Annotated in this window: 26 protein-coding genes and 2 pseudogenes; 18 read left to right on the top strand and 10 right to left on the bottom strand. The window is 66.9% G+C overall.

What is annotated here, in order from left to right; genetic code table 11:
- From AAHB17_RS22730 to AAHB17_RS24805, 11 genes are all read left to right on the top strand, one after another.
- The coding region (locus AAHB17_RS22730; protein WP_342133328.1) for an acyl-CoA dehydrogenase family protein at positions 1-435 on the top strand (435 nt) is incomplete at its 5' end.
- 3 nt (positions 436-438) lie between these two features.
- Positions 439-1,416: an NAD(P)-dependent oxidoreductase gene (locus tag AAHB17_RS22725; RefSeq protein WP_342133326.1), complete on the top strand. Its 978-nt coding sequence runs from the start codon at positions 439-441 to the stop codon at positions 1,414-1,416.
- A 104-nt stretch (positions 1,417-1,520) separates the two neighbouring features.
- Complete coding sequence (locus tag AAHB17_RS22720) at positions 1,521-2,450, top strand: ABC transporter substrate-binding protein (RefSeq protein ID WP_342133325.1); 930 nt, start codon at positions 1,521-1,523, stop codon at positions 2,448-2,450.
- A 488-nt stretch (positions 2,451-2,938) separates the two neighbouring features.
- Positions 2,939-3,154, top strand: a complete 216-nt coding sequence (locus AAHB17_RS22715) for a TOBE domain-containing protein (RefSeq protein ID WP_342128446.1) — start codon at positions 2,939-2,941, stop codon at positions 3,152-3,154.
- An 11-nt stretch (positions 3,155-3,165) separates the two neighbouring features.
- Entirely contained in the window at positions 3,166-4,206 is a 1,041-nt protein-coding gene (locus tag AAHB17_RS22710) for a methionine ABC transporter ATP-binding protein (RefSeq protein ID WP_342133324.1), read from the top strand.
- Positions 4,199-4,876, top strand: coding sequence for a methionine ABC transporter permease (locus tag AAHB17_RS22705; protein WP_446719646.1), 678 nt, complete (start codon positions 4,199-4,201; stop codon positions 4,874-4,876). Before AAHB17_RS22710 ends, AAHB17_RS22705 begins: the two co-directional genes overlap by 8 nt.
- Positions 4,877-4,941: 65 nt before the next feature.
- Entirely contained in the window at positions 4,942-5,739 is a 798-nt protein-coding gene (locus tag AAHB17_RS22700) for a MetQ/NlpA family ABC transporter substrate-binding protein (protein ID WP_342133323.1), read from the top strand.
- An 88-nt stretch (positions 5,740-5,827) separates the two neighbouring features.
- A complete protein-coding gene (locus AAHB17_RS22695; protein WP_342133322.1) occupies positions 5,828-6,775 on the top strand; it encodes a CysB family HTH-type transcriptional regulator in 948 nt (315 codons plus the stop codon).
- Between the two features lie 107 nt (positions 6,776-6,882).
- Positions 6,883-7,524 (top strand): peroxiredoxin, encoded by a 642-nt coding sequence (locus AAHB17_RS22690; protein WP_342133321.1) that lies wholly within the window; start codon positions 6,883-6,885, stop codon positions 7,522-7,524.
- Between the two features lie 17 nt (positions 7,525-7,541).
- Complete coding sequence (locus AAHB17_RS22685) at positions 7,542-8,147, top strand: RBBP9/YdeN family alpha/beta hydrolase (protein WP_342133319.1); 606 nt, start codon at positions 7,542-7,544, stop codon at positions 8,145-8,147.
- A gap of 9 nt (positions 8,148-8,156) precedes the next feature.
- The gene (locus AAHB17_RS24805) at positions 8,157-8,558 is read left to right on the top strand and encodes a GGDEF domain-containing protein (protein WP_446719645.1); all 402 of its coding nucleotides are present in this window, start codon (positions 8,157-8,159) and stop codon (positions 8,556-8,558) included.
- Here AAHB17_RS24805 and AAHB17_RS22680 read toward each other — a convergent pair.
- Positions 8,555-8,920: a hypothetical protein gene (locus AAHB17_RS22680; protein WP_342133318.1), complete on the bottom strand. Its 366-nt coding sequence runs from the start codon at positions 8,918-8,920 to the stop codon at positions 8,555-8,557. The genes AAHB17_RS24805 and AAHB17_RS22680 overlap by 4 nt on opposite strands.
- A 183-nt stretch (positions 8,921-9,103) precedes the next feature.
- Between AAHB17_RS22680 and AAHB17_RS22675 the strand changes: the two genes are divergently transcribed.
- The 3 genes and pseudogenes from AAHB17_RS22675 to AAHB17_RS22665 all read left to right on the top strand — a co-directional run bounded on the left by AAHB17_RS22675 (position 9,104) and on the right by AAHB17_RS22665 (position 10,990).
- Positions 9,104-9,697 carry a hypothetical protein gene (locus AAHB17_RS22675; RefSeq protein ID WP_342133317.1) on the top strand — a complete coding sequence of 198 codons (594 nt, stop codon included), beginning with the start codon at positions 9,104-9,106 and terminating at the stop codon, positions 9,695-9,697.
- A gap of 123 nt (positions 9,698-9,820) precedes the next feature.
- Positions 9,821-10,126 (top strand): annotated as a pseudogene (locus AAHB17_RS22670) (nucleotide pyrophosphohydrolase); the annotation flags it as partial.
- A gap of 30 nt (positions 10,127-10,156) precedes the next feature.
- A complete protein-coding gene (locus AAHB17_RS22665; protein ID WP_342133329.1) occupies positions 10,157-10,990 on the top strand; it encodes a PIN domain-containing protein in 834 nt (277 codons plus the stop codon).
- A 28-nt stretch (positions 10,991-11,018) separates the two neighbouring features.
- Here AAHB17_RS22665 and AAHB17_RS22660 read toward each other — a convergent pair whose 3' ends face one another.
- The 3 genes from AAHB17_RS22660 to pabB form a co-directional block, all read right to left on the bottom strand.
- Positions 11,019-11,339, bottom strand: coding sequence for a type II toxin-antitoxin system YafQ family toxin (locus AAHB17_RS22660; RefSeq protein WP_342133316.1), 321 nt, complete (start codon positions 11,337-11,339; stop codon positions 11,019-11,021).
- On the bottom strand, positions 11,311-11,589 hold the full coding sequence (locus AAHB17_RS22655) for a type II toxin-antitoxin system RelB/DinJ family antitoxin (RefSeq protein ID WP_342133314.1): 279 nt from the start codon (positions 11,587-11,589) through the stop codon (positions 11,311-11,313). Before AAHB17_RS22655 ends, AAHB17_RS22660 begins: the two co-directional genes overlap by 29 nt.
- A 100-nt stretch (positions 11,590-11,689) precedes the next feature.
- On the bottom strand, positions 11,690-13,495 hold the full coding sequence (gene pabB, locus AAHB17_RS22650; protein WP_342133312.1) for an aminodeoxychorismate synthase component I: 1,806 nt from the start codon (positions 13,493-13,495) through the stop codon (positions 11,690-11,692).
- Between the two features lie 7 nt (positions 13,496-13,502).
- Between pabB and AAHB17_RS22645 the strand changes: the two genes are divergently transcribed.
- Both AAHB17_RS22645 and AAHB17_RS22640 read left to right on the top strand, forming a co-directional pair.
- A complete protein-coding gene (locus AAHB17_RS22645; RefSeq protein ID WP_342133311.1) occupies positions 13,503-14,105 on the top strand; it encodes an AlbA family DNA-binding domain-containing protein in 603 nt (200 codons plus the stop codon).
- A 400-nt stretch (positions 14,106-14,505) separates the two neighbouring features.
- A pseudogene (locus tag AAHB17_RS22640) lies at positions 14,506-16,005 on the top strand (type I restriction-modification enzyme R subunit C-terminal domain-containing protein); the annotation flags it as partial.
- 266 nt (positions 16,006-16,271) lie between these two features.
- Here the strand turns inward: AAHB17_RS22640 and AAHB17_RS22635 are convergent.
- The 5 genes from AAHB17_RS22635 to AAHB17_RS22615 are packed head-to-tail and all read right to left on the bottom strand — an operon-like array spanning position 16,272 to position 20,439.
- Complete coding sequence (locus AAHB17_RS22635) at positions 16,272-16,832, bottom strand: RBBP9/YdeN family alpha/beta hydrolase (protein WP_342133308.1); 561 nt, start codon at positions 16,830-16,832, stop codon at positions 16,272-16,274.
- A gap of 8 nt (positions 16,833-16,840) precedes the next feature.
- The gene (locus tag AAHB17_RS22630; RefSeq protein ID WP_342133306.1) at positions 16,841-17,488 is read right to left on the bottom strand and encodes a DsbA family oxidoreductase; all 648 of its coding nucleotides are present in this window, start codon (positions 17,486-17,488) and stop codon (positions 16,841-16,843) included.
- A 4-nt stretch (positions 17,489-17,492) separates the two neighbouring features.
- On the bottom strand, positions 17,493-18,551 hold the full coding sequence (locus AAHB17_RS22625; protein ID WP_342133304.1) for a 3-keto-5-aminohexanoate cleavage protein: 1,059 nt from the start codon (positions 18,549-18,551) through the stop codon (positions 17,493-17,495).
- Between the two features lie 34 nt (positions 18,552-18,585).
- On the bottom strand, positions 18,586-19,434 hold the full coding sequence (locus AAHB17_RS22620) for a TauD/TfdA dioxygenase family protein (RefSeq protein ID WP_342133302.1): 849 nt from the start codon (positions 19,432-19,434) through the stop codon (positions 18,586-18,588).
- 24 nt (positions 19,435-19,458) lie between these two features.
- Positions 19,459-20,439 (bottom strand): quinone oxidoreductase family protein, encoded by a 981-nt coding sequence (locus tag AAHB17_RS22615; RefSeq protein WP_342133300.1) that lies wholly within the window; start codon positions 20,437-20,439, stop codon positions 19,459-19,461.
- A 110-nt stretch (positions 20,440-20,549) separates the two neighbouring features.
- Here AAHB17_RS22615 and AAHB17_RS22610 point away from each other — a divergent pair, with 110 nt between their 5' ends.
- Positions 20,550-21,542, top strand: a complete 993-nt coding sequence (locus tag AAHB17_RS22610; RefSeq protein ID WP_342133298.1) for an AraC family transcriptional regulator — start codon at positions 20,550-20,552, stop codon at positions 21,540-21,542.
- Positions 21,543-21,548: 6 nt separating this feature from the next.
- Here the strand turns inward: AAHB17_RS22610 and AAHB17_RS22605 are convergent, their stop codons facing one another.
- Positions 21,549-22,556, bottom strand: coding sequence for an AraC family transcriptional regulator (locus AAHB17_RS22605; RefSeq protein ID WP_342133296.1), 1,008 nt, complete (start codon positions 22,554-22,556; stop codon positions 21,549-21,551).
- Positions 22,557-22,689: 133 nt separating this feature from the next.
- Here AAHB17_RS22605 and AAHB17_RS22600 point away from each other — a divergent pair, with 133 nt between their 5' ends.
- Positions 22,690-23,670 (top strand): tripartite tricarboxylate transporter substrate binding protein, encoded by a 981-nt coding sequence (locus tag AAHB17_RS22600; protein WP_342133295.1) that lies wholly within the window; start codon positions 22,690-22,692, stop codon positions 23,668-23,670.
- The last annotated feature ends 103 nt before the right edge of the window (positions 23,671-23,773 follow it).

Here is a 23,773-nt window from a genome sequence, read left to right as displayed (position 1 = left end):
CCCCCGCCGGGGGGCCCCCCCCGGGTGAAAACCCCCGGGGGGGGGGGGGCCGCGCGCGACTGGGTGGTGGGTTTCCTGCGCACGCGCGCGCCATCGTCGCTGGGCGCGCCGCTGGCCACGTTGCCCCGGGCCCAGGAGGTGGTGGGCCGCATCGAAGGTCTGCTGCTCAGCAACGATCGCCTGATCGCCAGCCTCGCCCGCGACGTGGACGCGGGGGGGCTGGTGCCGGGGCACGAGAGTGGCCTCGTCAAGAGCCTGATCACCAACCAGGCGGTGCAGGCGGTGGAGGCCGCGCAGTCGCTGACCAGCAACCACGGTCTGGCGCGCAAGAACCCGCTGGAGCGCCACTGGCGCGACGTGTTGTGCGGCCGCATCCACACGCCGCAGGACGACAGCGTCTGGCAGCAGGCCGGCCGCCGTGCGCTGGCGGTCTGAGCGATGCGCTATCCCGCTTCGCCCGCGCGCCCGCTGGTGGTCATCAACCAGCTCGATGCCGGCAGCTTGCGGCCGCCACCGGGCGTGGTGGTGCACGACGACGCGGGCACGCGGGCCTGGCAGCGCTGCGGCGAGGCCGAGGTGCTGCTGACCGCGCCCCGCAACGGCTGGCGCGACGCGCCGCGCGACAAGCCCGATGGCTGGCCCGGCCGGCTGCGCTGGGTGCACCTGGCCTCGGCCGGCATCGACTATTTTCCCGACTGGTTGTTCGCGGTGCCGCAGGTTACCTGTGCCCGTGGCGTGGCGGCGGCGCCGATCGCCGAGTACGTGATGACCGCGCTGCTGGACCAGGTGAAGGCCTGGCCGACGCGGCAGGTCCGGCACGCCCTGGCCTGGCGGCGCGAGTTCGACCGCGCCTGCGCCACGCCGATCGGCCAGCTGGCCGGGCAGACGCTGGGGCTGGTGGGCTTTGGCGCCATCGGCCAGGCGATTGCGCAGCGGGCACTGGCCTTTGGCATGCAGGTGTCGGCGTTGCGGCGCACGGACGGTGCGCTGGCGCACCCTGGTGTGGCCAGGGCGGCTTCCCTGCATGGCCTGCTGGCGGCGTCCGACCACGTGGTGCTGGCCTTGCCCAGCACCCCCGCGACGCGGCACATCATCGATGCCCAGGCGCTGCAACACGCCCGCCCGGGCCAGCACCTGGTGAACATCGCCCGTGGTGCCCTGATCGACCACGGTGCGCTGCGCGAAGCGCTGGACCGGGGACCCCTGGCCTGTGCCACGCTGGACGTGACCGAACCCGAGCCGCCTCCCCACGAGCACTGGCTCTACAGCCATCCCCGGGTGCGCCTGACGCCTCACCTGTCGTGGTCGGCGGGCGGCGTGTCGGCCCTCACGCTGCAGAAGTTCGACGACAACCTGCACCGCTACCTGGCCGGCCAGCCGCTGCGGGATGTGGTGGACCCCACGCGGGGGTATTGAAGGCGCCTATTTTGCGCATAAGCATGTGAGAAAAGCGCGCTTCCCGTTGCGCCAGCCGGGTGCTGCAATGCCAGTCACGATCCACCCTTTGCAACACACCGACCATGCAACGACGCCATTTCCTCTCCACCCTCGCCACCGCATCGCTCGCGCCCACGCTGCTGCATGCCCAGTCCCGCGTGCTGTTGCGCGCCGGTGACCAGAAAGGCGGCTTGCAAGCCCTGCTCGACGCCGCCGGCGAACTGAAGAACCTGCCCTACGACATCAAGTGGAGCGAGTTCCCGGCCGCCGCGCCGCTGGCCGAGGCGCTCAACGCCGACGCCATCGACTTCGGCCTCATTGGTGACGCGCCGCTGCTCTTCACGCAAGCGGCCGGCAGCCGCATCAAGGCCTTCGCGGCCGGCCGCTCCGACGCCTACGGCACCGCCATCCTGGTGCGCCCCGACGCGCCTTTCAAAGACGCGCGCGACCTCAAGGGCAAGAGCGTGGCCACCAACCGCGGCTCCATCGGCCATTACGTCACGCTCAAGGCGCTGGACGCGGTGGGCCTCACGGTCAACGACATCCAGCTGCGCTTCATCCCGCCGGCCGACGCCAAGCTGGCGCTGACCCAGGGCTCGGTGGACGCCTGGGCCACCTGGGATCCCTACACCGCCCTGGCCGAGACCAGCGGCCACGCGCGCGTGCTGGTCAACGGGCGCGGCCTGTCGTCCGGCCTGGGTTACCTGGCCGGCACCGAATCGGCCTTGCGCGACAAGCGCGCCGTGCTGCAGGACTTCAAGACGCGGGTGGCGCGCGCGCAGCGCTGGTCCTACCAGAACCCGCAGGCCTTCAGCGCCACGCTGGCGCGCATCATCGGCATCCCCGAGGACGCCGCGCGGCTGCAGTTCGAGCGTCGCGCCACGCGCTGGATTGCCATCGACGACCAGGTGGTGGCCGACCAGCAGCGCACCGCCGATTTCTACTTCAGCGCCGGCCTGATCAAGCAGCGCCTGGAAGTGCGCAACACCTTCGACACCGGCTTCAGCGTCTGACCACGCAGGAGGTGAAGGTCCCGGTCCGCGTTGGATCAAACGGCCAACCTGTCGGCAAAACACCACAAGGCCATGCGGTGCCTGTGGGGCGCTTGTTCAGGCGGTATTGATTCTGTGGGACTTTATCCATAGCTCTTTTGGTTATGAGCAACTGAAAACGTATTGGTTCTAGATCTTTGATGCCTGAAGCATCATCGAGCCCATACCCACCCCGTACCCATCCCCATGAGCACCCACCACCTCCTTGTTCCTTGCAGCGTCGGCCCGCGAATGCCGTTGGCGGCGGGCCGGGCGTCCGTGCCGGTGTCTCGGGTGCGATGTAGCGCCTGACCCGGCGGCCGCTTCGGCCCGCTGCCCCTCCCCTGCTCCCTGACGACACACCGGCCGCGCCATCCGCGCGGCCTGGGGAACTGTTGCCGCGTCGCCTGGCATCAGCGTGTCGCTTTCATTTTTCTTGTTCTTCTTCCACTCTTCCAAAGGAATGTGTCATGTCCATCCAAGCCATCAACGTCCGCAACCAGTTCAAGGGCCAGGTCAAGGAAATCATCCGCGGCGACGTCGTCTCCGAGGTCGATGTCGAAACCCCCTGGGGCATCGTCACCTCCGTCATCACCACCCGCTCCGTCGACGACCTGGGCCTGAAGGTCGGCTCCGACGTGGTCGCGCTGGTCAAGTCGACCGAAGTGTCGATCGCCAAGCTCTGAGCCGCCGGGCCATGATCCGACTCGAAGGCATACACCAGACCTACCGCGGGCCGAAAGGCCCGGTCCACGCGCTGCGTGGGGTGGACCTGGACATCGGCAGCGGCGAGGTCTTTGGCGTGATCGGGCGCAGCGGCGCGGGCAAGAGCTCGCTGGTGCGCACCATCAACCTGCTGAACCGGCCCACCCAGGGCACGGTCACCGTGGCGGGGCGCCCGCTGACCTCGCTCGACGCCGCCGGTCTGCGCGCGGCCCGCCGCGACATCGGCATGATCTTCCAGCACTTCAACCTGCTGTCCTCGCGCACCGTGTACGACAACGTGGCGCTGCCGCTGGAGCTGGCCGGCCTCTCCCGCCATGACATCCGAGCCCGCGTGGCGCCGCTGCTCGAACTGGTGGGCCTGGGGGCCTTGGCCGACCGCTACCCGGCCCAGATCAGCGGCGGGCAGAAGCAGCGCGTGGGCATTGCCCGCGCGCTGGCCAGCCGCCCCAAGGTCTTGCTGTCCGACGAAGCGACCTCGGCGCTCGACCCCGAGACCACCCGGTCCATCCTGGCGCTGCTGCAGGAAATCAACCGCGAGCTGGGCCTGACCGTGGTGCTCATCACTCACCAGATGCAGGTCATCAAGCAGGTCGCCCACCGCCTGGCGGTGATGGAGGCCGGCCAGATCGTCGAACAGGGCGAGACGCTGCAGGTGTTCAGCCAGCCGCAACACGAGGTGACCCGCAGCCTGCTCGACGACGTCGTGCCACAGGCACTGCCGGTCCACGTGCTGGAGCGCGTGCGGGTCCTGCTGGGCGCGCCGGGCCAGGCGCCTTCCAGCCTGTTGCGGCTGGTGTTCGCGGGCCAGGCGTCGGACAGCCCCTTGTTGTCCGACCTGGTGCGTCGCTTCGGATTGGACCTGAACATCGTGCACGGCCAGATCGACGAGGTGCAGGGCCATCCGTTCGGCAGCTTGGCGGTGCTGGCCAGCGGGGCGCGCGAGCAACTCCAGGCCGCCGTGGGCCACCTGCGTGGCTCGGGCGTGCTGGTGCAGGAGGTGGCCCATGCTTGAGTGGCTGTCCCTCCATTTCCCGCCGGTCCTGCTGGAGCTGTTCATCACCTCCTTCTTCGAGACGCTGGCCATGGTCGGTGTCTCGGGCGCCGTGGGGGCCTTGCTCGGTGTGCCGCTGGGCGTGGCCCTGCGCCTGACCGATCGCGGTGGCGTGCTGGACAACGCCACCTTCAACCACACCGTGGGCACCCTGGTGAACGCGGTGCGCTCCACGCCTTTCATCATCCTGCTGGTGGCCATCATCCCGTTCACGCGCCTGATCACGGGCTCGTCCATCGGCACGGCCGCGGCGGTGGTGCCCTTGACGATCGCGGCCGCGCCCTTCATCGCGCGGCTGGTGGAAACGGCCTTGCGCGAGGTTGACAGCGGCCTGGTGGAAGCGGCCCAGGCCATGGGCGCCACCACCTGGCAGATCGTCTTCAAGGTGCTGCTGCCCGAGGCCGTGCCCGGCATCGTGGCCGGTTTCACCATCACCCTGGTCAGCCTCACGGGTTACTCGGCCATGGCCGGCGCCATCGGTGGTGGTGGCCTGGGCGACCTCGGCATCCGCTACGGCTACCAGCGCTTTCTGCCCGAGGTGATGTTGGCCGTCGTGCTGCTGCTCATCGCCTTCGTGCAGGCCGTGCAAAGCCTGGGCGACTGGCTGGTGCGCCGGCTCAGCCACAAGTGACGGCCTGATTTTTCTCCCGACCCTAGCACTCATTTTTCAAACCCAGTCCCCAAAGGAAACACACCATGATCAAACGGCAACTGCTCCAATCGACGCTGACCCTCGCGCTGGGCGCGGCCCTCGCCCTGCCCGTGCTGGCACAGGACAAGACGCTGAAGATCGGCGTCACCGGCGGTCCCCACGCGCAAATCTTCGAACAGGTGAAGAAGATCGCCGAGAAGGACGGCCTGAAGATCCAGATCGTCGAATTCAGCGACTACGTGCAGCCCAACGCCGCCCTGGCCGCCGGCGACCTGGACGCCAACAGCTACCAGCACAAGCCCTACCTAGACCAGCAGATCAAGGACCGCGGCTACAAGTTCGCGCCCGTGGGCTACACGGTCAACTTCCCCATCGGCATCTACTCCAAGAAGGTCAAGAGCCTCAAGGACCTGGCCGAAGGCGCCAAGTTCGGCATCCCCAACGACCCCACCAACGGCGGGCGCGTGCTGCTGGTGCTGCAGGACCAGGGGCTGATCAAGCTCAAGCCCGACGCCGGCCTCAAGGCCACGCCGCTGGACGTGGTGAGCAACCCCAAGAAGCTCAGGTTCGTGGAGCTGGACGCCGCGCAACTGCCGCGTTCGCTGGACGACCTCGACGCCTCGGCCATCAACACCAACTACGCCCTGTCCGCCGGCCTGAGCCCGGCCAAGGACGCGATCGCGCAGGAAAGCGCCAAGAGCCCCTACGTGAACCTGCTGGCCGTGCGCGAACAGGACAAGAACCAGCCCTGGGTCGCCAAGCTGGTCAAGGCCTACCAGTCGGAACCGGTGCGCCAGTTCATCCAGACCGAGTTCAAGGGCGCGGTGCTCGCGGGCTTCTGACCATGAGACTGCCGGGACGCGTCAGCGCGGTTTCCCGCGCGAGGGGCGCCCCCGGCCCAACCCCTTCGTTCGCGCTTCCATCTCTCTCATGAACTTCCAACAACTGCGCTCCGTGCGCGAAACCGTGCGTTGCGGCTTCAACCTCACCGAGGTGGCGTCCATGCTCTACACCTCGCAACCCGGTGTGAGCCGGCAGATCCGCGAACTGGAGGAGGAGCTGGGCGTGCCCATCTTCGCGCGCGCCGGCAAGCGGCTGACCGGCCTGACCGATCCCGGCGCCACCTTGTTGCCCATCGTGGAGCGCTTGTTGACCGAGGCCGAGAACCTCAAGCTGGCGGGCCGCGACTTCGTGTCCCAGGCGGAGGGGGTGATGACGGTCGCCGCCACCCATTCACAGGCCCGCTACGCCCTGCCCCACGCGGTGCGCGACTTCCGTGGCTTGTACCCACAGGTGGTGCTGCACCTGCACCAGGGCAGCCCGCGCCAGGTGGCCGAAATGCTGCTGCGCGGCGAAGCCGACATCGGCATCGCCACCGAGGCGCTGAGCACCTACCCACAACTCGTGACCCTGCCCTGTTACCGCTGGACCCACAGCATCGTGGTGCCGCCCCACCACCCGCTGCTGGCGGCGGGCGAGGCCGTCACGCTGGCGCAGCTGGCGCACTACCCCATCATCACCTACGACCAGGGCTACACCGGACGCTCGCACATCGATGACGCCTTCACCCAGGCCGGCATCACGCCCAACGTGGTGCTCACCGCGATGGACGCGGACGTGATCAAGACCTATGTGGAGCTGGGCATGGGCGTGGGCATCGTGGCTTCCATCGCGCTGGACGAGGTGCGCGACCGCCACCTGCGCACCATCGAGGCCGGCCACCTGTTCGAAATCAACGTCACCCGGCTGGCCGTGCGGCGTGGGGCCTGGCTGCGCGGCTATGTCTACAAGTTCATCGAGACCTTCGCACCGACGCTCACGCGCGAGGTGGTGGACCAAGCCCTGGCCAGTGACGAGACGATTGAAGTCAGTGCCTGACACGATGGTTTATATGAATTTGGAATTTGCTAACCACTATTCAGTTGTTCCGTTGTCTAAGCAAACCCACAACAATGGTCCCATACCCCCGATTGAGGATGCATTTCATGAGCACATTGCGACTGGGCGACACCGCCCCCGACTTCACCCAGGACTCCACCGCCGGCCCCATCCGCTTCCACGAATGGGCTGGTGACAGCTGGGTGGTGCTGTTCTCGCACCCGGCCGATTTCACACCGGTGTGCACCACCGAGCTGGGCAAGACCGCAGCCCTGTCGGGCGAATTCGCCAAGCGCGGCGTCAAGCCCATCGCGGTCAGCGTCGATCCGCTGGACTCGCACGGCAAGTGGGTGCTGGACATCAATGAAACCCAGAACACCACGGTCAACTTTCCCATCCTGGCCGACGCCGATCGCCAGGTGGCCACGCTGTACGACATGATCCACCCCAACGCGTCGGCCACCGCCACGGTGCGCAGCGTGTTCATCATCGACCCGAAGAAGGTCATCCGAACCACCTTCACCTACCCGGCGAGCACCGGCCGCAACTTCGACGAGATCCTGCGTGTGATCGACTCGCTGCAGCTGACCGACAGCCACAAGGTGGCCACGCCGGCCAACTGGAAAGACGGCGACGACGTGGTGATCGTGCCCAGCCTGCAGGACCCGGCCGAACTGGCCCAGCGTTTCCCCAAGGGCTTCAAGGCCGTTCGGCCCTACCTGCGCCTGACCCCGCAGCCCAACCGCTGATCCCGCGAGGTGTCCACGTGAGCGAAACCACCCTTGTGATCGTGCCCGGCTGGCGCGGCTCCGGCCCCGGCCACTGGCAAAGCCTGTGGGCGCAGCAGCTGGATGGCGCGGTGCGCGTGGAGCAGGACGACTGGCACGCGCCGACCCGGCGCGAATGGGTGCAGCGCCTGGCCGAGACCATCCTGGCCCAGCCTGGCCCGGTGGTGATCGCCGCCCACAGCCTGGGTTGCATCACCACAGCCCACCTGCCGCCGGCGGCCAGCCGCCGCATCGCTGGCGCGCTGCTGGTCGCCCCGGCCGATCCGGAGCGCCGTGGCGCCCTGGCCGACTTCGCTCCCGTGCCTTACCAGCGCCTGCCCTACCGCAGCGTGCTGGTGGCCAGCGACAACGACCCCTATTGCCCGGTGCGCCTGGCCGGCGCCTACGCGCGCGCCTGGGGCAGCGACTTCGTGCGCCTGCCCAACGCCGGGCACATCAACATCGAGTCCGGCCACGGTGACTGGCCCCTGGGCCTGGCGCTGCTGCAGTCGCTGCGGCCGGCCCCGCTCGCCCGCGAGCCGGCTGCGAGCCCGACCGCGTTTTCCGCGCAAGGCTTTACCTCGACCCTCTCTCCGGCGATGTGATCGCAGGCCATGCCAGGGCTGGGTGGGTGGCAGGCGCGCGCCTGCGTCAATGCGGGTGCGGACTGCGACTGCGGTACAGGCGGCTTCCACGCCCATGCCCAACGCGCGATGGCCCGCAGCGAGCGCCATGGCAAGCCCTCGTTCTTGCTGTTGATGGACATCGATCACTTCAAGAAGATCAACGACAGCCGTGGCCAAGTCGGGGGCGAACCGTTGGCCATCCGATGCCGGGGACCTCGCTGGAACTGGGGGCCGTCGGATGCGGACATCGAAGCCAAGCTGGCGCGGGCCGACGAGCAACTGTGGCGCGCCAAGCACCAGGGCCGCAACCAGGTGTGTGCCAGAGCGGAACCGGCGCTGCCTCAACGGGAGATGGCTCCCGGTTGCGGCTCAGTGTCTGGGGCTGGCTAGCGGATTTCGTTGAAGTGGCCGCTGACCGAGCCATCCGGGTTCAGCACGGTGATCTTCTCGCCGGCTCGGCGCGCGGTGAAGCAGCGTTCCTGGCCGGCTCGAACGGTCTTCCATGTGGTGCAGTAACCGGCGTCCGACAGGCGCCAGTTGCCGGTGTCGTTGGTTTTGCCTGCCGTCAGCGTGGCCGTTCCGTCCTTGTCCAGCTTCATCGTGGCGGGCGCGCCCGTCGCCGTGGTGCCGACGAGGGTCTTGCCCAGCCAGTTGGCCTGGATGTCCTGGGGCGTGATCGGCTGCTCCTGGGCGTATGCCACCAGGCCCACAAGCACCAGCATCGATGCGCAGCGTTGTACGAAACGAGCCATGGGCATGTCTCCTTGCTGGTTGTGCTGAACCGACGGGTGTCCATTGTGGTCCTCGGCGCGGGGCGCGTGAAGTGGCGTCAACGTCTGCCAGGCGTCAAAGCGCGGTCGCAGGCCGGTTCTTGGCATTTGGCGGCGCAGCGGGAATAATGGTCGCCCGCTTCCCTTCTATGCCGTTGCGACCCCATGGAAACGCCCCAACAACTCGCATCGCACAGCCTGGTCTCGGCCGAGGAACACGCCGCGGCCGCCACGGCACTGCGAGGGCTGGCCAGCGGCATCGACACATCCGTCCAGCAGAACGAACTCACCGAGGCCGAGCGCGAGGTGCTGACGCGGGCGTCGGCCTTGCTGGAGGCATTGGCGGCGCGGCGCGGCAAGGCCGCCGCCATCCGGGAAAAAGAGACCGCCAAGCTGCACGCGCTGGAGAAGGAGGTCCACGAGGCCATGAGGGGCAACTTCGCGGACCTGGCCACCGACGCCGACAAGGTGGCTTTCATTGGAGCCATCGAACCCTATCGGGCGGGCCTGAGCAAGCCGGCCGATGCGCTGCGGCAGCCGTCGGACGTGGCGTTCTTGCTGGATCAGGCCTTTCGTGAGTGCCTCGTGAGCGCGACCTACACGCTGGCGGGCCTGGCCTTGAAGCACGGCAAGACGGCGGAGCAGGTGGTGCAGGAGGCCTGGGCCGAACACCAGACGGAACGCACCCGGCTGGTCGCGCGCTTCGCCCCTGTGCTGGACCGCATCGCGGTGCTGCGGCAGGGGGCTGTGGGCGCCTGAGGCCCAAGCGATGTCGGTCCGTGCCGTGGTGTAGCGGCCCGGATCGGCCTGTCGGACACCTGCCGGGGCAGGTCGGGCCGGCGTCGTATCCTCCGGTTCACCGCGATCAACCTCGAATCAACGATGGACCTGGTACTTCTTCAAAAGTCACTGAGACAGTTTGCCGCCGAACGTGAATGGGAGCCTTTCCACACGCCCAAGAACCTGGCCATGGCCCTGATGGTGGAGGCGGCGGAGTTGGCCGAGATTTTCCAGTGGATGACGCCGGAGCAATCGCAGAACGCACACGGCGACAAGGTGGTGCAGGAGCACATCGGGGACGAGGTTGCCGACGTGCTGCTCTACCTGCTGCAACTCGCCGACCACAGCGCGATCGACCTCAAGCGGGCGGTGGGCCGCAAGCTGGTCAAGAACGCGAAGAAGCACCCACCCGTCAAACCCGGGCTGCCGATCGGCCCCATGGCGCTGCTGGACGCGCCCACCCATGTGCTGGTGGACTGGGAGAACGTGCAGCCCAAGGACAAGGACATCCTGGCGCTGGTGCCCGGTGCGACACATGTCTGGATTTTTCACGGCAAGACCCAGAAGAAGGTGGACGCGCACCAGGCCGCCTTCGGCGACAACCTGACGCTGATACCGATCACCCGCGCGGGGAAGAACGCGCTCGATTTCCACCTGTCGTTCTACATGGGCTACATCACGTCGCGCCATCCCGAGGCGCGGATCGTGGTGATTTCCAACGACCAGGGTTATGGGCCCATGCTGGCCCATGCCCAGGACCTGGGCTTCGTGGCCAGCCAGCTGGGGTTCGCGAAGCCCGCTGCCGTGGCCAGGAAAACCGCGCCAAGCAAGCCGGTGGCCAAAGCGGCGGCGAAGCGTGTGGCGACCAAGGCCCCGGCCGCCGCTCCCAAGGCGGCCCCGGCCAGGAAACCCGTGGTCGCCGCAAGCCAACCGGCCGCCGCGCCATCCCCAAAGACCGCCCAGGCCAAGCCGACGGCCGCGACGAAGAAGGCTCCCGCCAAGAAGGCGGCCCCTACGAAAGCAGCGCCCAAGGCGGTCGCAGCCAAGGCCGCCCCGGTGTTGCTGGCCGACGCCGACTACGCCCATGTCGTCAAGTCGCTCCAGAAGAGCAAGAACAAGCCGACACGCAAGGCGCGGCTGCAGGGCTTGGTGAGGTCGCTGGTGGCCGGCGGCAAGGCCGACGACAGCACGGTGGAGGCCGTCGTCGCCCGCCTGGTGGCCGATCGGCATGTCGCGATCGATGCCAAGGGCGCGGTGTCGGTGCCGGCTTGAGCTGCAACAAGCAGCGGATACCCCTGAACTATTCTTCGAACAACTCAGAGTGTGTGCCTGCACGCACGAAGACGATGGCCTTGTCGTCCAACCGGTAGACCAGCAGGAAGTCGCCGCCGATATGGCATTCACGGTGATCGATCCACGCACCCTTCGGAGGGTGGTCTCGCCACTCAGGACCGAGAGCGGCGTCGTTGGCGATGAGCAACAACATCGCCTCCTTCAGGCGGTTGAGGTCGTATCGGCCAGATCGGGAAAGGCGATCCCAGTCTCTGAGGAAGCTTTTTGTGTAGTCACACGCCCTTGGTGGTGAGGCGCGCTTAGCGCTGGCGGCTTTTTTCGAGGTCATCGATCAGGGTGTCGCCAGAGTCAAAACGTACAGCGCGGGCGTTCATCATTGCGCGTGCTTCTTCCATGGCTGCCCGGGTCTGCGCGTTCGGCACCTTGAGTTCCAGCGGAAAAGCCTGGTCGTTGACCACGCGCTTGAGCAGGATACGAACCGCATCTGACACCGACAGCCCCATGGCCGCCAGCGCTTCGCTGGCTTGGGTCTTGATGTCCTCGTCCACCCGGACATGCAGCATCGTGGAATGGGCCATGATCAAATTCTCCTTTGCGACATTTTGTCTCTCTTTTGAGATACAGTCAAGGTGTTTCGGAATGCTGGGCTACAGGGCCAGATCACATGTGTTCTTAGGTTCATGTGGGTATTGGAAGGGTTGGGCCCAACCTGGCGGGTATCCAGCCGCGCAGGCTGTTGAAGAACGCAAGCCCTTGCGCATCGGCCAGGTCGCGGGTGTGCAGCACGGCCTCGCGCAGCGTGTGCGCCTGCAGCAGGCTCGCGCGCGCCACGCCGGGCAACAGGCCGCTGGACAAGGCCGGGGTCAGCCATTCGCCATTCAGCTTGAGCGCGACGTTGCCCCGGGTGAATTCGGTGATCTCGCCGCGTTCGTTCCACAGCAAGGTGTCGAACACCCCAGGCTCGGTCGGCGCGAAGGCGTCGTAGTGCGCCCGGCGGGTGGTCTTGTGGCGGCAGAACTCGCCGTCGCTGTGGGGCAAGGGCGTGTGTGCCAATTGCACTGTCACCTCGGCGGGTGAAGGTTCCAGCGGGTAGGCCTGCGCCTGTACCCGCCCTGCCCTGTCGGACAGCAGGCGCACCCGCCACATCCCCGTGGGGTGTTGCGCCGAAAGTGCCCGCGCGGCCGCCTCAAAGGCCGCCGCGTCCCAGACAAAACCGAAGTGGACAGCGGCGGTGGCCATGCGCGCACGGTGGTGTTCAACGTGCAGCAACTCGCCGTCGCTCAGGCGCAAGGTTTCCAGGAGATCGAAGGCTTCGCTCGCCCGGTCGGCGAACAGGCGCTTGTGTTGCCATTCGGCCCATTCGCCTTCCACCCGTGCGTCGCTGGTGATGCCGCTGCCAATGCCGCAACGGACGCGCTGCCCGCGCAGCGCCAGGGTACGGATGGGGACGTTGAAGGTGGCCATGCCGCCGGGCTGCAGCACACCGATGGCGCCGCAGTAGACGCCCCGGGGCACGGGTTCCAGCGACCGGATCGCCGCCATGGCCCGGACCTTGGGCGCTCCCGTGACCGAGCCGCAGGGAAAGAGTGCGCGGAACACGTCCAGCAGCTCGATGCCACTGCGGGTCCGGGCCTCGATGTCCGAGGTCAGCTGCCAGACCGTGGGCCAGGCCTCGGTGTGGAACAGGCGCGGCACCCGCACCGTGTGGGGCTCGGCCACGCGCGAGAGGTCGTTGCGCAGCAGGTCCACGATCATCACGTTTTCGGCGCGCTCCTTGGCCGAGGCGGCCAAGGCCTGGCGCTGCGCCTCGTCGTCGGCGGGCGTGTGGCCACGGGGCGCGGTGCCTTTCATGGGGCGGGCCAGCAGGCGACCGCCGCGCCAGTCGAAGAACAGTTCGGGGGATACCGACAACAAGGCGGTGTTGTCGTGCAGGCCGGCGATGTAGGCGGCATAGGCATGGGGCTGGGCGCCACGCAGGCGATCGAACAACACCAGGGGGTCGCCCTCCAAGGTCCCGGTCAGAGCCGAAGTCAGGTTGACCTGGTAGTACTCACCCGCTGCGATGGCACGCTGGATGGCGCCCATCGCGGCTTCGAATGCCGCGCGCGGTGGCTCGCCGTCCCAGCGGACCGTGGCCTGGTGCTGGGCTTCGGGCCGCCACGCCCGCGCCGCCGCTTCCGGCCCCAGTGGCGCGTCATAGACATGGAACTGCGCCAGCGGGCCGGCGTCGGCCGGGTGGCCGTGGGTGGTCAGCGCCGGGTCGAACGCGGGCGCTGCCTCGTAGTTCAGGTGGCCCACGCACCAGGCGCCGGCACGGGCGCGCGCCTCGGCCTGCCCGATGACCTGGGTGACCTCGTCCAGGCCATGTGCACACAGCGTTTCCCGAGGTTCGCCGAAGGCGAGGTGCAAGGGCGGCGACTGGCTGTCGGGCGACCTGAAGTCGATGAGCGCGCTGGGGCGCGTGGAAAAAGGGCTCGGTTGCATACCGAGATTGTGCAGATTCACGAAAACCCGCCGGGGCACCGGCGACGACCTGTGTGACATGGTCAACCAGCGGCTGTTTCCCTACCTGGCCGGTTTCAAGCAACGCGCGACCGGGCCGCAGACCATCGAATACAAGATTGGCGAGGTTTTCAGCGAGATCAAGAACAAGGTCCAGAGCGGCTACAACCTGCGCGACGTGATCGACCGGGTGGACGAACTGCGCTTCCGCTCGCAGGCCGAAAAGCACGAGCTGTCGCACCTGTACGAAGCCAAGATCAAGAACATGGGCAACGCCGGGCGCAACGGCGGCGAATACTACACCCCGCGCCCGCTCACCCACGAAGTGGTCGGCACGGACTTCGTCCCGGATGTCAAGAAGGTGGGCAACCAGGTGCTGCCGCTGTGGCTGGCCAACAGCCTGCAACCCAGCATCGCTTTCAGCTTTCGCACGGTACAGCATCCAGTCGGCCGCGTGGTGCTGTTGGAGATTCCGGCCGCCACAGGCGCACCGGTGGCGTTCAACGGTGTGCAGTACGTGCGCATTGGCAGTGCCACCCCAAAGCTGACGGAGTACCCAGACCGCTACCAACAACTGATCGAGCGGCTGTAGGCCTCCTCTGTCATCAACAAGGCGCTTGAAGCGAAGCTGATCCGCGTGGCCGACACGGATCACCCCCGGGCGGGCTATGTGCCCCACTGGGCGTGATTTCTTGATCGGGTTTTGATTTTTGCTGGCTTTGACGTGGCAGAAAATGACAAAAAATCAACAAAATCAAAGACTTAACAGTGACTTTCTGGCCGAATTTTTCTTGATCAGGTTTTGACTCACGCCGAGAATGCCCATGAACGAAGCCGAAACCCGCGCCGAACACATTGACCCCGCCCTCAAGGCTGTCGGCTGGGGCCAGGTCGAAGGCAGCCGGGTGCTGCGCGAGCACGGCATCACCGCTGGCCGCTTGCAAGGTGCTGGCCAGCGTGCGCGCGCCGAGATTGCGGACTACGTGCTGGTGTACCCGCCGGACTTTTTCGACCTCATCATCATTGACGAATGCCACCGGGGCGGGGCCAACGACGAAAGCTCCTGGCGCGACATCCTGAACCATTTCAGCCCAGCGGTTCAACTGGGCTTGACCGCTACGCCCAAACGCAAGCTGAACTCCGACACCTACGCCTACTTTGGCGACCCGGTGTTTGTGTACTCCCTCAAAGAAGGCATCAACGACGGCTTCCTGACCCCATTCCGGGTCAAGCAGATCGCCACAACGATGGACGACTACGTCTACACCGCCGATGACGAAGTGCTGATGGGCCAAGTGGAACAGGGCAGGCGCTACGAGGAAAAAGACTTCAACCGCGTCATCGAGATCAAGGAACGGGAAACCCACCGCGTGAAAGTGATGCTGGACATGATCGACCAGCGTGAGAAGACCATCGTGTTCTGCGCCACCCAGGCCCATGCGGCCCTGGTGCGCGATCTCATCAACCAGCATGCCAACAGTCAGAACCCGCTGTACTGTGCTCGGGTGACCGCCAACGACGGCGCGCTGGGCGAGCAGCACCTGCGCGACTTCCAGGACAACGAAAAAACCATCCCCTCCATCCTGACCACCTCACAGAAGCTGTCCACCGGTGTGGACGCACGCAACGTGCGCAACATCGTTCTGCTTCGATCGGTGAATTCCATGATCGAGTTCAAGCAGATCATTGGCCGAGGCACCCGTTTGTACGACGGCAAGGACTACTTCACGATCCTCGATTTTGTGAAAGCGCACCACCATTTCAATGACCCAGAGTGGGACGGTGAGCCACTTGAGCCTGAAGCACCGAAGCCCAAACCGCCGCCGCAGCCAGGAGGCGGTGAAGGCGACCCACCGCATGGCCCCAAGCCGCCGCCAGAGCCTCGACCGGAAAAACTGGTGATCAAGCTGGCCGATGGCAAGTTCAGGCGTATCCAGCACATGTCGGTCACGACCTTCTGGGGACCAGACGGCAAGCCGCTGTCACCGGCGCAGTTCTTGGAGAGTCTGTTCGGCACGCTGCCGGAGTTCTTCAAGGATGAAGACGAGTTGCGAAACATCTGGGCTGATCCGGCCACCCGAAAGGGTCTATTGGACGGCCTGGCAGACAAGGGCTTTGGCCGTGAACCTTTGGCGGAAATGCAGCGAGTGATCGACGCCGAGAACAGCGACCTGTTTGATGTGCTGGCCTACGTGGCGTTTGCCATGCCGACCCTCACCCGATCAGACCGGGCAGCAAACGCCCAGGCCTTGGCCGGCAGCCAATACGGATACAAGCAGCAAGCGTTCATCGAGTTTGTTCTGGGGCAGTATGTCAGCCAGGGTGTGGACGAGTTGGGGCCAGAAAAACTGGCGTCGCTCCTGCGATTGCGTTACAAAAATGCACTGGCCGACGCGGCTGCCGATCTGGGTCCAGCCGACCAGATCAGACAGACATTTGTTGGGTTTCAGCGCTTGTTGTACGCATCAGCGTCGGATCCGTTGAGGCCGTGATACGTGGGCAGCGCCCTGGTGTTCGTCGGCAACAGAACACGTTCGCTTTTCAGCAGCACGCTGTTCGCTTCGTTGCCTCAGACAAAGTCACACCACCGCTTTTGCCTGTGCCAGCCATTCCGCACACGCGAAGGATGGCCGAACCTCATCCACGGGCCGGGCCACGCGAGCTGAGTCGTCGATGATGGAGCCGGCCGCCGCTCGCGACATCGGCGCCCTTTGCGCTATTCGGCAAAAACCGAGGTGTCAAGGCACCCGTTGATCCCTCACCGCATCAGCCGTGCGATCAGGGTCTGAGCCTGCGGCCAAAGACCAAAGCCCGAGGCGGGGTTGAGGTGGCCGACTTCGCCCAGGTCTTCCAGCTCGCTGCCCCAGCAGCGCGCCAGATCGCACACCGCCTGGTATTCGCCCAGCGCATCGTTGCGGCTGGCCGCCACCAAGGTTTTGAAGGGCAGGCGTTGGCGTGGCACGGGCAGCCAGCCTGCCGCGTCCAGGCCCTCCAGCGAGGGGTAGCCGGCGGGCAGCGGGCGGTCGAAGGTGGGCGGTGCGGCCAGAAGCGCGCCGACCACGCGCCCGGCCAGGGTGGTGCGCTGCGCCCAATGGGCCACCAGCACACAACCGCCGCTGTGCGCCACCAGCAGCACCGGTCCGTTGATGGCCGCGACGGCGGCGTCCAAGCCCTGAATGCGGGGCTCCAGGCCCAGGTTGTCTCGGCCCATGGGGGGCAGGCTGCGGGCTTGGGGCAGACGCTCGGCCAGCAGGGTCTGCCAGTGTCGCGGCGCGTGGTCACGCAGGCCGGGGACGATGAGGACAGTGGTCTCGGACATGGAGGCGCTCAAGGGGTGACAACGGGCGCGTCATGTGTGGCCTGTCGCATGGCCGCCAGCAGCACCTCGGGCGGCTGAGCGCCGGACAGGGCGACCCGTTGGTTGAAGACAAAAAACGGCACGCCCGGCACATCCACCTTGGGCAACGGATCGGTGTTGGCCAGCGTGTCGGCGAGGTCGGTGGTCGGAATGCCATGTTGCTCGGCCAGGGCCATCAGCGTCAGTGGCTGGCCGATGTCCAGGCCACGCTCGAAATAGGCGGTGAAAAGGTCGCGCAGGACGTTGTCGAAGCCGGCTTCGCCGAGCTGCCGCGCGGCCAGGCCCAGCAGCCGGTGCGCGGCGGCGGTGTTGGGGAAGGTGCGGATGCGCGCGAAGTCGACGCGCGCGCCGGCCGCCTGGGCGGCCTGCCGCACCTGCGCCTGGCGCGCCGCCACCGCGGCCGCGCTGCCCAGGCGCTGCTCGTAGAAGGACTGGAAGGCCCAGCCCTGCGGCGGCACCTGCGGGATGAGCTGCACCGGGTGCCAGCGCAGCGTCACCGGCACGTCGGGCGCGGCCTGCCGCCACTGGGCCAGCGCGGCGTTCAGCTGGTGGCGGCCGATCAGGCACCAGGGGCAGATCAGGTCGAACCAGACGTCGATGGCCAGCGCGGGCGCCACGGGATCAGGCCGCCTTGCGCAGGAAGCCTTGCTGGCGACCCGGTGCGTTGGGGGCGAAGCCGTTGGCGGCCAGGGTTTCCTCCACGGTGTCGTAGAACACACCGACCTTGCAGATTTCGCGCGCTTGCTTGCCGGTGGCCACCGGACGGCCAAACTCCTTGGCCATGCGCACCAGCTGCTCGATCTGCTGCACCGTGGTCATCTTCTCGGTGCGGGCCTGGTTCCACAGGTTGTCCTCGATGCCGCAACGCACGTGCAGGCCCATGGCCATGCCCATCATGTTGATGGGCAAGACATTGCGCATGCTGCTCTCCACCGTCAGCATGGTGCCGTCGGGGATGGCGCGCAGGAAGTTGGCCAGGTTGTAGACGTTGGGGGCGTCCATGCCGCCGCTGATGGCGACCCAGTTGCACACCAGCGGGCCCTTGTAGATCCCGCGGCGGATCAGGCGCTCGACGGTCTCGAAGCTGTTGAGGTTGTAGAACTGGAAGGCGCTTTGGATGCCGGCGGCGGACAGGCGCTTGACGTGCTCTTCCACAAAGCTCGGGGTGGAGGGCACCACCATCTCGGTGTAGGCGCGGCGGCCTTCAGGCGTGGCCATGGAGGTGCCCGCGATGTCGGCTTCTTCCATGTGTTCGGTCACGTTCATCTGTGTGGTGTTCACGGTCACCGTCACCTGGTCGGGCTTGGGGTCGAGCTCGGCCAGCATGTGGCGGGTGTCGTCGGACAGCCATTTGGCGACCTCGCCCTCGCCGACCGGCGCGAACGAGATCGAGCCGCCGACCTGGATGATCATGTCGGGCACGGCTTTGCGCACGCCGGCAATCAGCTCGTTGAACATGGACAGCCGCTTGGAGCCCTTGCCGTCGAGCTCGCGCACATGCAGGTGCAGCACGGTGGCACCGGCGTTGTAGCAGTCCACCGCCTTCTGGACCTGCTCGGCCATGGACACCGGGATGTCCTCGGGGAAGTCCGAAGGAATCCATTCGGGACCGTAAGGCGCGGCGGTGATGACCAGGGGCTGCTGGTTTTCAGGGAACAGGTGGCCGTCGAGGAAGTACATGGTGGTCTCCGGGTATGGGTGAAAAGGGTGTGAATCAGAACGTGGGCGTGCCGATGATTCCGGCGCGCTCCATCTTTCGGTGGCAGGGCGGGTAGTCCATCACCGCGTAGTGCTGGGTGGCGCGGTTGTCCCAGATCGCCACGCTGTTGGGCTGCCAGCGCCAGCGCACCTGGTATTCGGGGATGGCGGCCTGGTTGATCAGGTACTGCAGCAGCGCGCTGGCGCCCTGGGTGTAGTCCTGCCCATAACGCACGTTGTCGGGCGTGTGGAAGTTGGTGAAGTGGGTGGTGAACCCATTGACGAACAGCACCTTTTCACCCGTCTCGGGGTGGGTGCGCACCACCGGGTGCTCGGGATCGGGGTACTGCGCCTTGAGCGCCAGGCGCTTTTCGATGGGCATGGCGGCGCCGAAGCTGGCCTCGATGCTGTGGCGGGCGCGCAGCGGCGCGATCAGCGTCTTGATGTGTTCGGGCAGCTTCTCATAGGCCAATGCCATGTTGGCCCACATGGTGTCGCCGCCCACGGGCGGGCATTCCACGCAGCGCAGCACGCAGCCCATGGGGGGCGCCTCGCGCCAGGTGGCGTCGGTGTGCCACGAGTTCTCGTAGCGGTCGTTGGGCTGGTCCGGGTTTTTGTAGATGCGCACCAGGCCCGGGTGGTCGGGGTCGCTGCCGGCCACCGGATGGTCTTCCAGTTCACCGAACTTGCGGGCAAAGGCCACGTGTTCGGCGCGGCTGAAGTTCTGGTCGCGGAGGAACAGCACCTTGTGCCGCAGCAGCGCGGCCTTGATGTCGGCGAACAGGGCGTCGTCGCGCGAGGCGTCGGCCAGGTTGACGCCGATGAGTTCGGCGCCAATGGCACAGGTCAGGGTTTGGATTTTCATGCTTGTCTCCTTCTGCGGGGGTCTTCAGATCACAAAGATGGACGAACCGGTGGTCTTGCGCGACTCCAGGTCGCGGTGGGCCTGCTGGGCATCGGCCAGCGCGTAGTGCTGGTGGATGTCGATCTGGATGCGGCCGGCGCCCACGTGACCGAAGACCTCGGCCGCCAGCGCGGCTTTCTCGGCCGGGTCGGCGATGTAATCGGCCAGGGCCGGGCGGGTCAGGTAGAGCGAGCCCTTCATGGCCAGCAGGTTGGGGTTGAAACCCTCGATGGGGCCGCTGGCCGTGCCCACGCAGACCATCAGGCCGCGGCGCTTGAGCGAGTCGAGCGAGGCCATGAAGGTGCTTTTGCCCACGCTGTCGAACACCACGTCCACACCCCGGCCGTCGGTCAGCTCCCGCACCCGTTTGGCCACGTCTTCGTGGCTGTAGTTGATGGTGTGGGTGCAGCCGTGGGCCCGGGCCACCTCGGCTTTGGCGTCGGTGGAGACGGTGCCGATCACGTTGATGCCCAGCAGCCTGGCCCATTGCGAGACGATCAGGCCCACGCCACCGGCGGCGGCGTGCAGCAGCACGGTGTCGCCGGCCTTGAAGTCGTGGATGCGGCGCATCAGGTAGGCCGAGGTCAGGCCGCGCATGGTCATCGCGGCGGCGGTCTCGAAGGCGATGTCGTCGGGCAGCTTGATCAGCGGCGCGGCGGCGATGAGCCGCTCGGTGCTGTAGGCGCCCAGGGTGTTGAGGAAGCCGGTGTAGGTGACGCGGTCGCCGACGGCCACGTGGGTGACGCCCTCGCCCACGGCCTGGACCACCCCCGAGGCCTCCACGCCCATGCCGGCGGGCAGCGGCATGGGGTAGGTGCCGTTGCGGAAATAGGTGTCGGCGTAGTTCAGGCCCACGGCCACGTGGCGCAGGCGCACCTGACCGGGGCCGGGGTCGCCGACGTCGATGTCTTCGAGCTGCAGAACCTCGGGGCCACCGGTCTGGTGCATGCGAATGGCTTGGGCCATGTGTGTCTCCTGTTGGGCGGCCTGAAGTGGGCTGGCCTGTGGAGATGAATGTAGGAAATCCGCCCTCTCGACGCTTCGCAAGTTCTGCCAACGGCTTATCATTTCATGCCATGCCCACCTTGCTGCGCGCCGCCGTCCTGACCAACTTCTTCGAGGTGGCGCGCGACGTCGGCCTCAACCCCTTGCCCCTGCTGCGCGAGGCCGGTCTCAACCGTGCCCTGCTGGACGACCCCGAGCAACGCATCCCCGCCGACGCGGCGGTGCGGCTGCTGGAGGCGGCGGCCCAGGCCAGCGGGTCACTGCAATTCGGTCTGCGCATGGCGGAGTCGCGTCAGCTGTCCGACTTCGGGGTCGTCAGCCTGCTGATCAGCCACCAGCCGACGCTGCGCGACGCGCTCAGCGCCACCATCCAGTACCGGCACCTGCTCAACGACACCCTGGCCATCCAGATCGAGGACGCCGGGCCCATGGTCATCATCCGTGAGGAGGTGGTGGCCCAGGTGCCTGCGCGCCAGGCCACCGAGCTGGCCATCGGCGTGCTGTTCCGCATGTGCGCCGCCGTTCTGAGCGGGCGCTGGAAACCCCACAGCGTCAACTTCACCCACGACGCGCCGGCCGACCTGTCGCTGCACAGGCGGGTGTTCGGTTGCCGGCTGGATTTCGGCAGCGAGTTCAACGGCTTTGTCTGCCGCGCGGCCGATCTGGACGCGCCCAACCCCTCGGCTGATCCGGCGATGGCGCGCTACGCCCAGCGTTTTGTGGAAAGCCTGCCGTATGTGAGCGAGCCCTCCGTGGTGCTGGACGTGCGCAAGGCCATCTACCTCATGCTGCCCAGCGGCCGCGCCAGCAGCGACTGCGTGGCCCAGGGCCTGGGCCTGAGTGTTCGCACCATGCAGCGCCAGCTTGACGAGGCCGGCGTGAGCTTCACCACCCTGGTCAATGAAGTGCGGCGTGAACTGGCGCAGCGCTACATCGACAACCCGCGCTATTCGCTGGTGCGGGTGTCCGAGTTGCTGGGCTACAGCACCCAGAGTTCGTTCACGCGCTGGTTCATCGCCCAGTTCGGCATGGCCCCCCAACAGTGGCGCCAGCGCCCGCGCTGAGCCCTGTCAGGCCTGGCGCTTGCGCCAATCGCGAACGCTGCAGCCAAAACTGCGGTTGAACCAGTAGGCGAATGCACTGGGCGAGGCAAACCCCAGCAAGGCCGCCACCTCGGACAAGGCCAGGTTGCCATGGCGCAGCTGGGCCATGACCAGCTCCGAACGCACCGACTGCAGCAGCTGTGAAAAGCTTTCGCCCTCGGTGGCCAGGTGGCGGTGGACGGTGCGTCGGTCCACCCCCAGGTGCTGGGCCACCTGTTGCGAGGTGCAGCGGCCTCCGGGCAGCAGGGCGGCGATCAGCTGGCGCACGGTGGCCTGGGTGGTCTGGTGCTCGCGCGACAGGGCTCGGTCCAGGTACTGCCGGGCGAAACGCGCCATCTCGGGGTTGCCGCCCTCGCGGGGCAGCTGGAGATCGGCCGCACGGCAGACGATGCCGTTGAAGCCGGCGTTGAAGTCCACGCGGGTGCCGAAAAAGGCGCGGTGCCGGCTGGTGTCGCGAGGCCCCCTGTGGCGAAAGCAGACCCCCACGGGCTGCCACTGCGGGCCCAGCAGTTCCATCAAGATGCGATGCATCACCCCCACGGCCAGCTCCATGGACTGGCGGACCGAGGCGGTCGAGTCGGCCAGGATTTCCTCGCGGATCACCAGCAGGTCGTCGCTGCTTTCCAGGCGGGTCAACAGCGACGCATTGAGCAAGCGCAGGTATCGGCACAGGGTGTCGAGTGCGGCGCGGGCGGTGGGTTCTTCCTTCAGCACCAGGGCGATGGGCCCGAGTTGCGAGAACTGGCGCCGCGCGGCCAGCCGCAGCCCGAAATCCTCGGCACCGCTGGCCTCGGCGCTGGCTTCCAGCAGGGCGCGCACCGCACTGGTGCTCAGCGGGGTTTCGGGGTCTTGCAGGCTGCGCGCGGAGATGCCGGCGGCCCGCAGCATGGCCGGCGCGTCCAGCCCCAGGGACTGGGCAAGATCGGCGTAGCCGTTGAGGCTGGCGCTGCGAACCACCGGAAGGAAGGCGCTCATGGCTTGTCCCAAATTCGAAAGTTGCTGGCGCGAATTATCAAGCCTTCGGCACCCGGCGTGCCTACCATTCGCTCACGGTGTCGCCATTCCAACGGCAAGGCGCCGATGACCCACACCCCCCTTGGAGACAGACATGACCCGATTTCCCGCCCACTTCACACGCCGCGCGCTTTGCGCCGCCGCCTTGGCCCTGGGCTTGCCGGCCGCCATGGCCTGGACCGACAAACCCGTGCGCCTGCTGGTGCCGGCGCCGGCCGGCGGCACCATGGACGTGGTGGCCCGCATCGTGGCCGACCAGTTGTCGCAGGACATCGGCCAGCCGGTGATCGTGGACAACAAGCCCGGTGCCGGTGGCGCGATCGCGGTGCAGGCGATGACCTCGGCCCCGGCCGATGGTCAAACCATCATGATGACCGCCAGCAACGTGCTGACCGAGATTCCGCACGTGATGAAAACCGCCTTTGATCCGATCAAGGACGTGAAACCGGTGGCTGCCATCGCGCGTGCCAGTGTGGTGCTGGTGGCCGCGCCCAACTTCGAGCCCAAGGACATGAAGGCCCTGGTGGCCTACGTGAAGGCCAACCCCGGCAAGATCAGCTTCGCCTCCTACAGCGCCGGAACGGCTTCGCACTACGCGGGCATGATCCTCAACCAGAAGGCCGGCCTGGACATGCAGCACGTGCCCTTCCCCGGTTCGCCTCCCGCGCTGGCCCAGGTGATGGGTGGTCAGATTCCGTTGATGTTCGACGGCATGGCCACCTCCAAGGGCCTGATCGCCGCCGGCAAGCTGCACGCCATCGGCGTGGGGGCCAAGACGCGGTCGCCGCAGCTGCCCAACGTGCCCACGCTGGCGGAGCAGGGTTATCCCGACCTCGACTTCAGCAACTGGATCGGCGTGATCGCCTCGGCCCAGGTGCCCGCCGCGACCGTTGACAAAATCCACGCCGCCGTCGCCAAGGCCGCCGCATCGCCCAAGGTGCGCGACCGTCTGGTGGGTGCCGGTTTCGAGGTCGGTATCGACAGCACGGCGGCGCAACTGGCGCAGTCTGTGCGCAGCGAGTACGAGCGCAACGCCGCCATCGTCAAGACCTTCGACATCAAGCTCAATCAGTGAACGATGTCACGGCCCTGGCCGTGACCCTGCCGTGGGGGGGGGGGGGGGGGGGGGGGGTTTTTTTTTTGTGGGTGTTGGGGGGGGGGGGGGGGGGGCACAACAA

Origin of the sequence: Hydrogenophaga sp. OTU3427, assembly GCF_038440225.1 — a bacterium.
In the GTDB taxonomy this organism is placed as follows: domain Bacteria; phylum Pseudomonadota; class Gammaproteobacteria; order Burkholderiales; family Burkholderiaceae_C; genus Hydrogenophaga.
The sequence above is the reverse complement of the archived record's forward strand: the minus strand, read 5'-3'. Positions and strand labels throughout refer to the sequence as shown.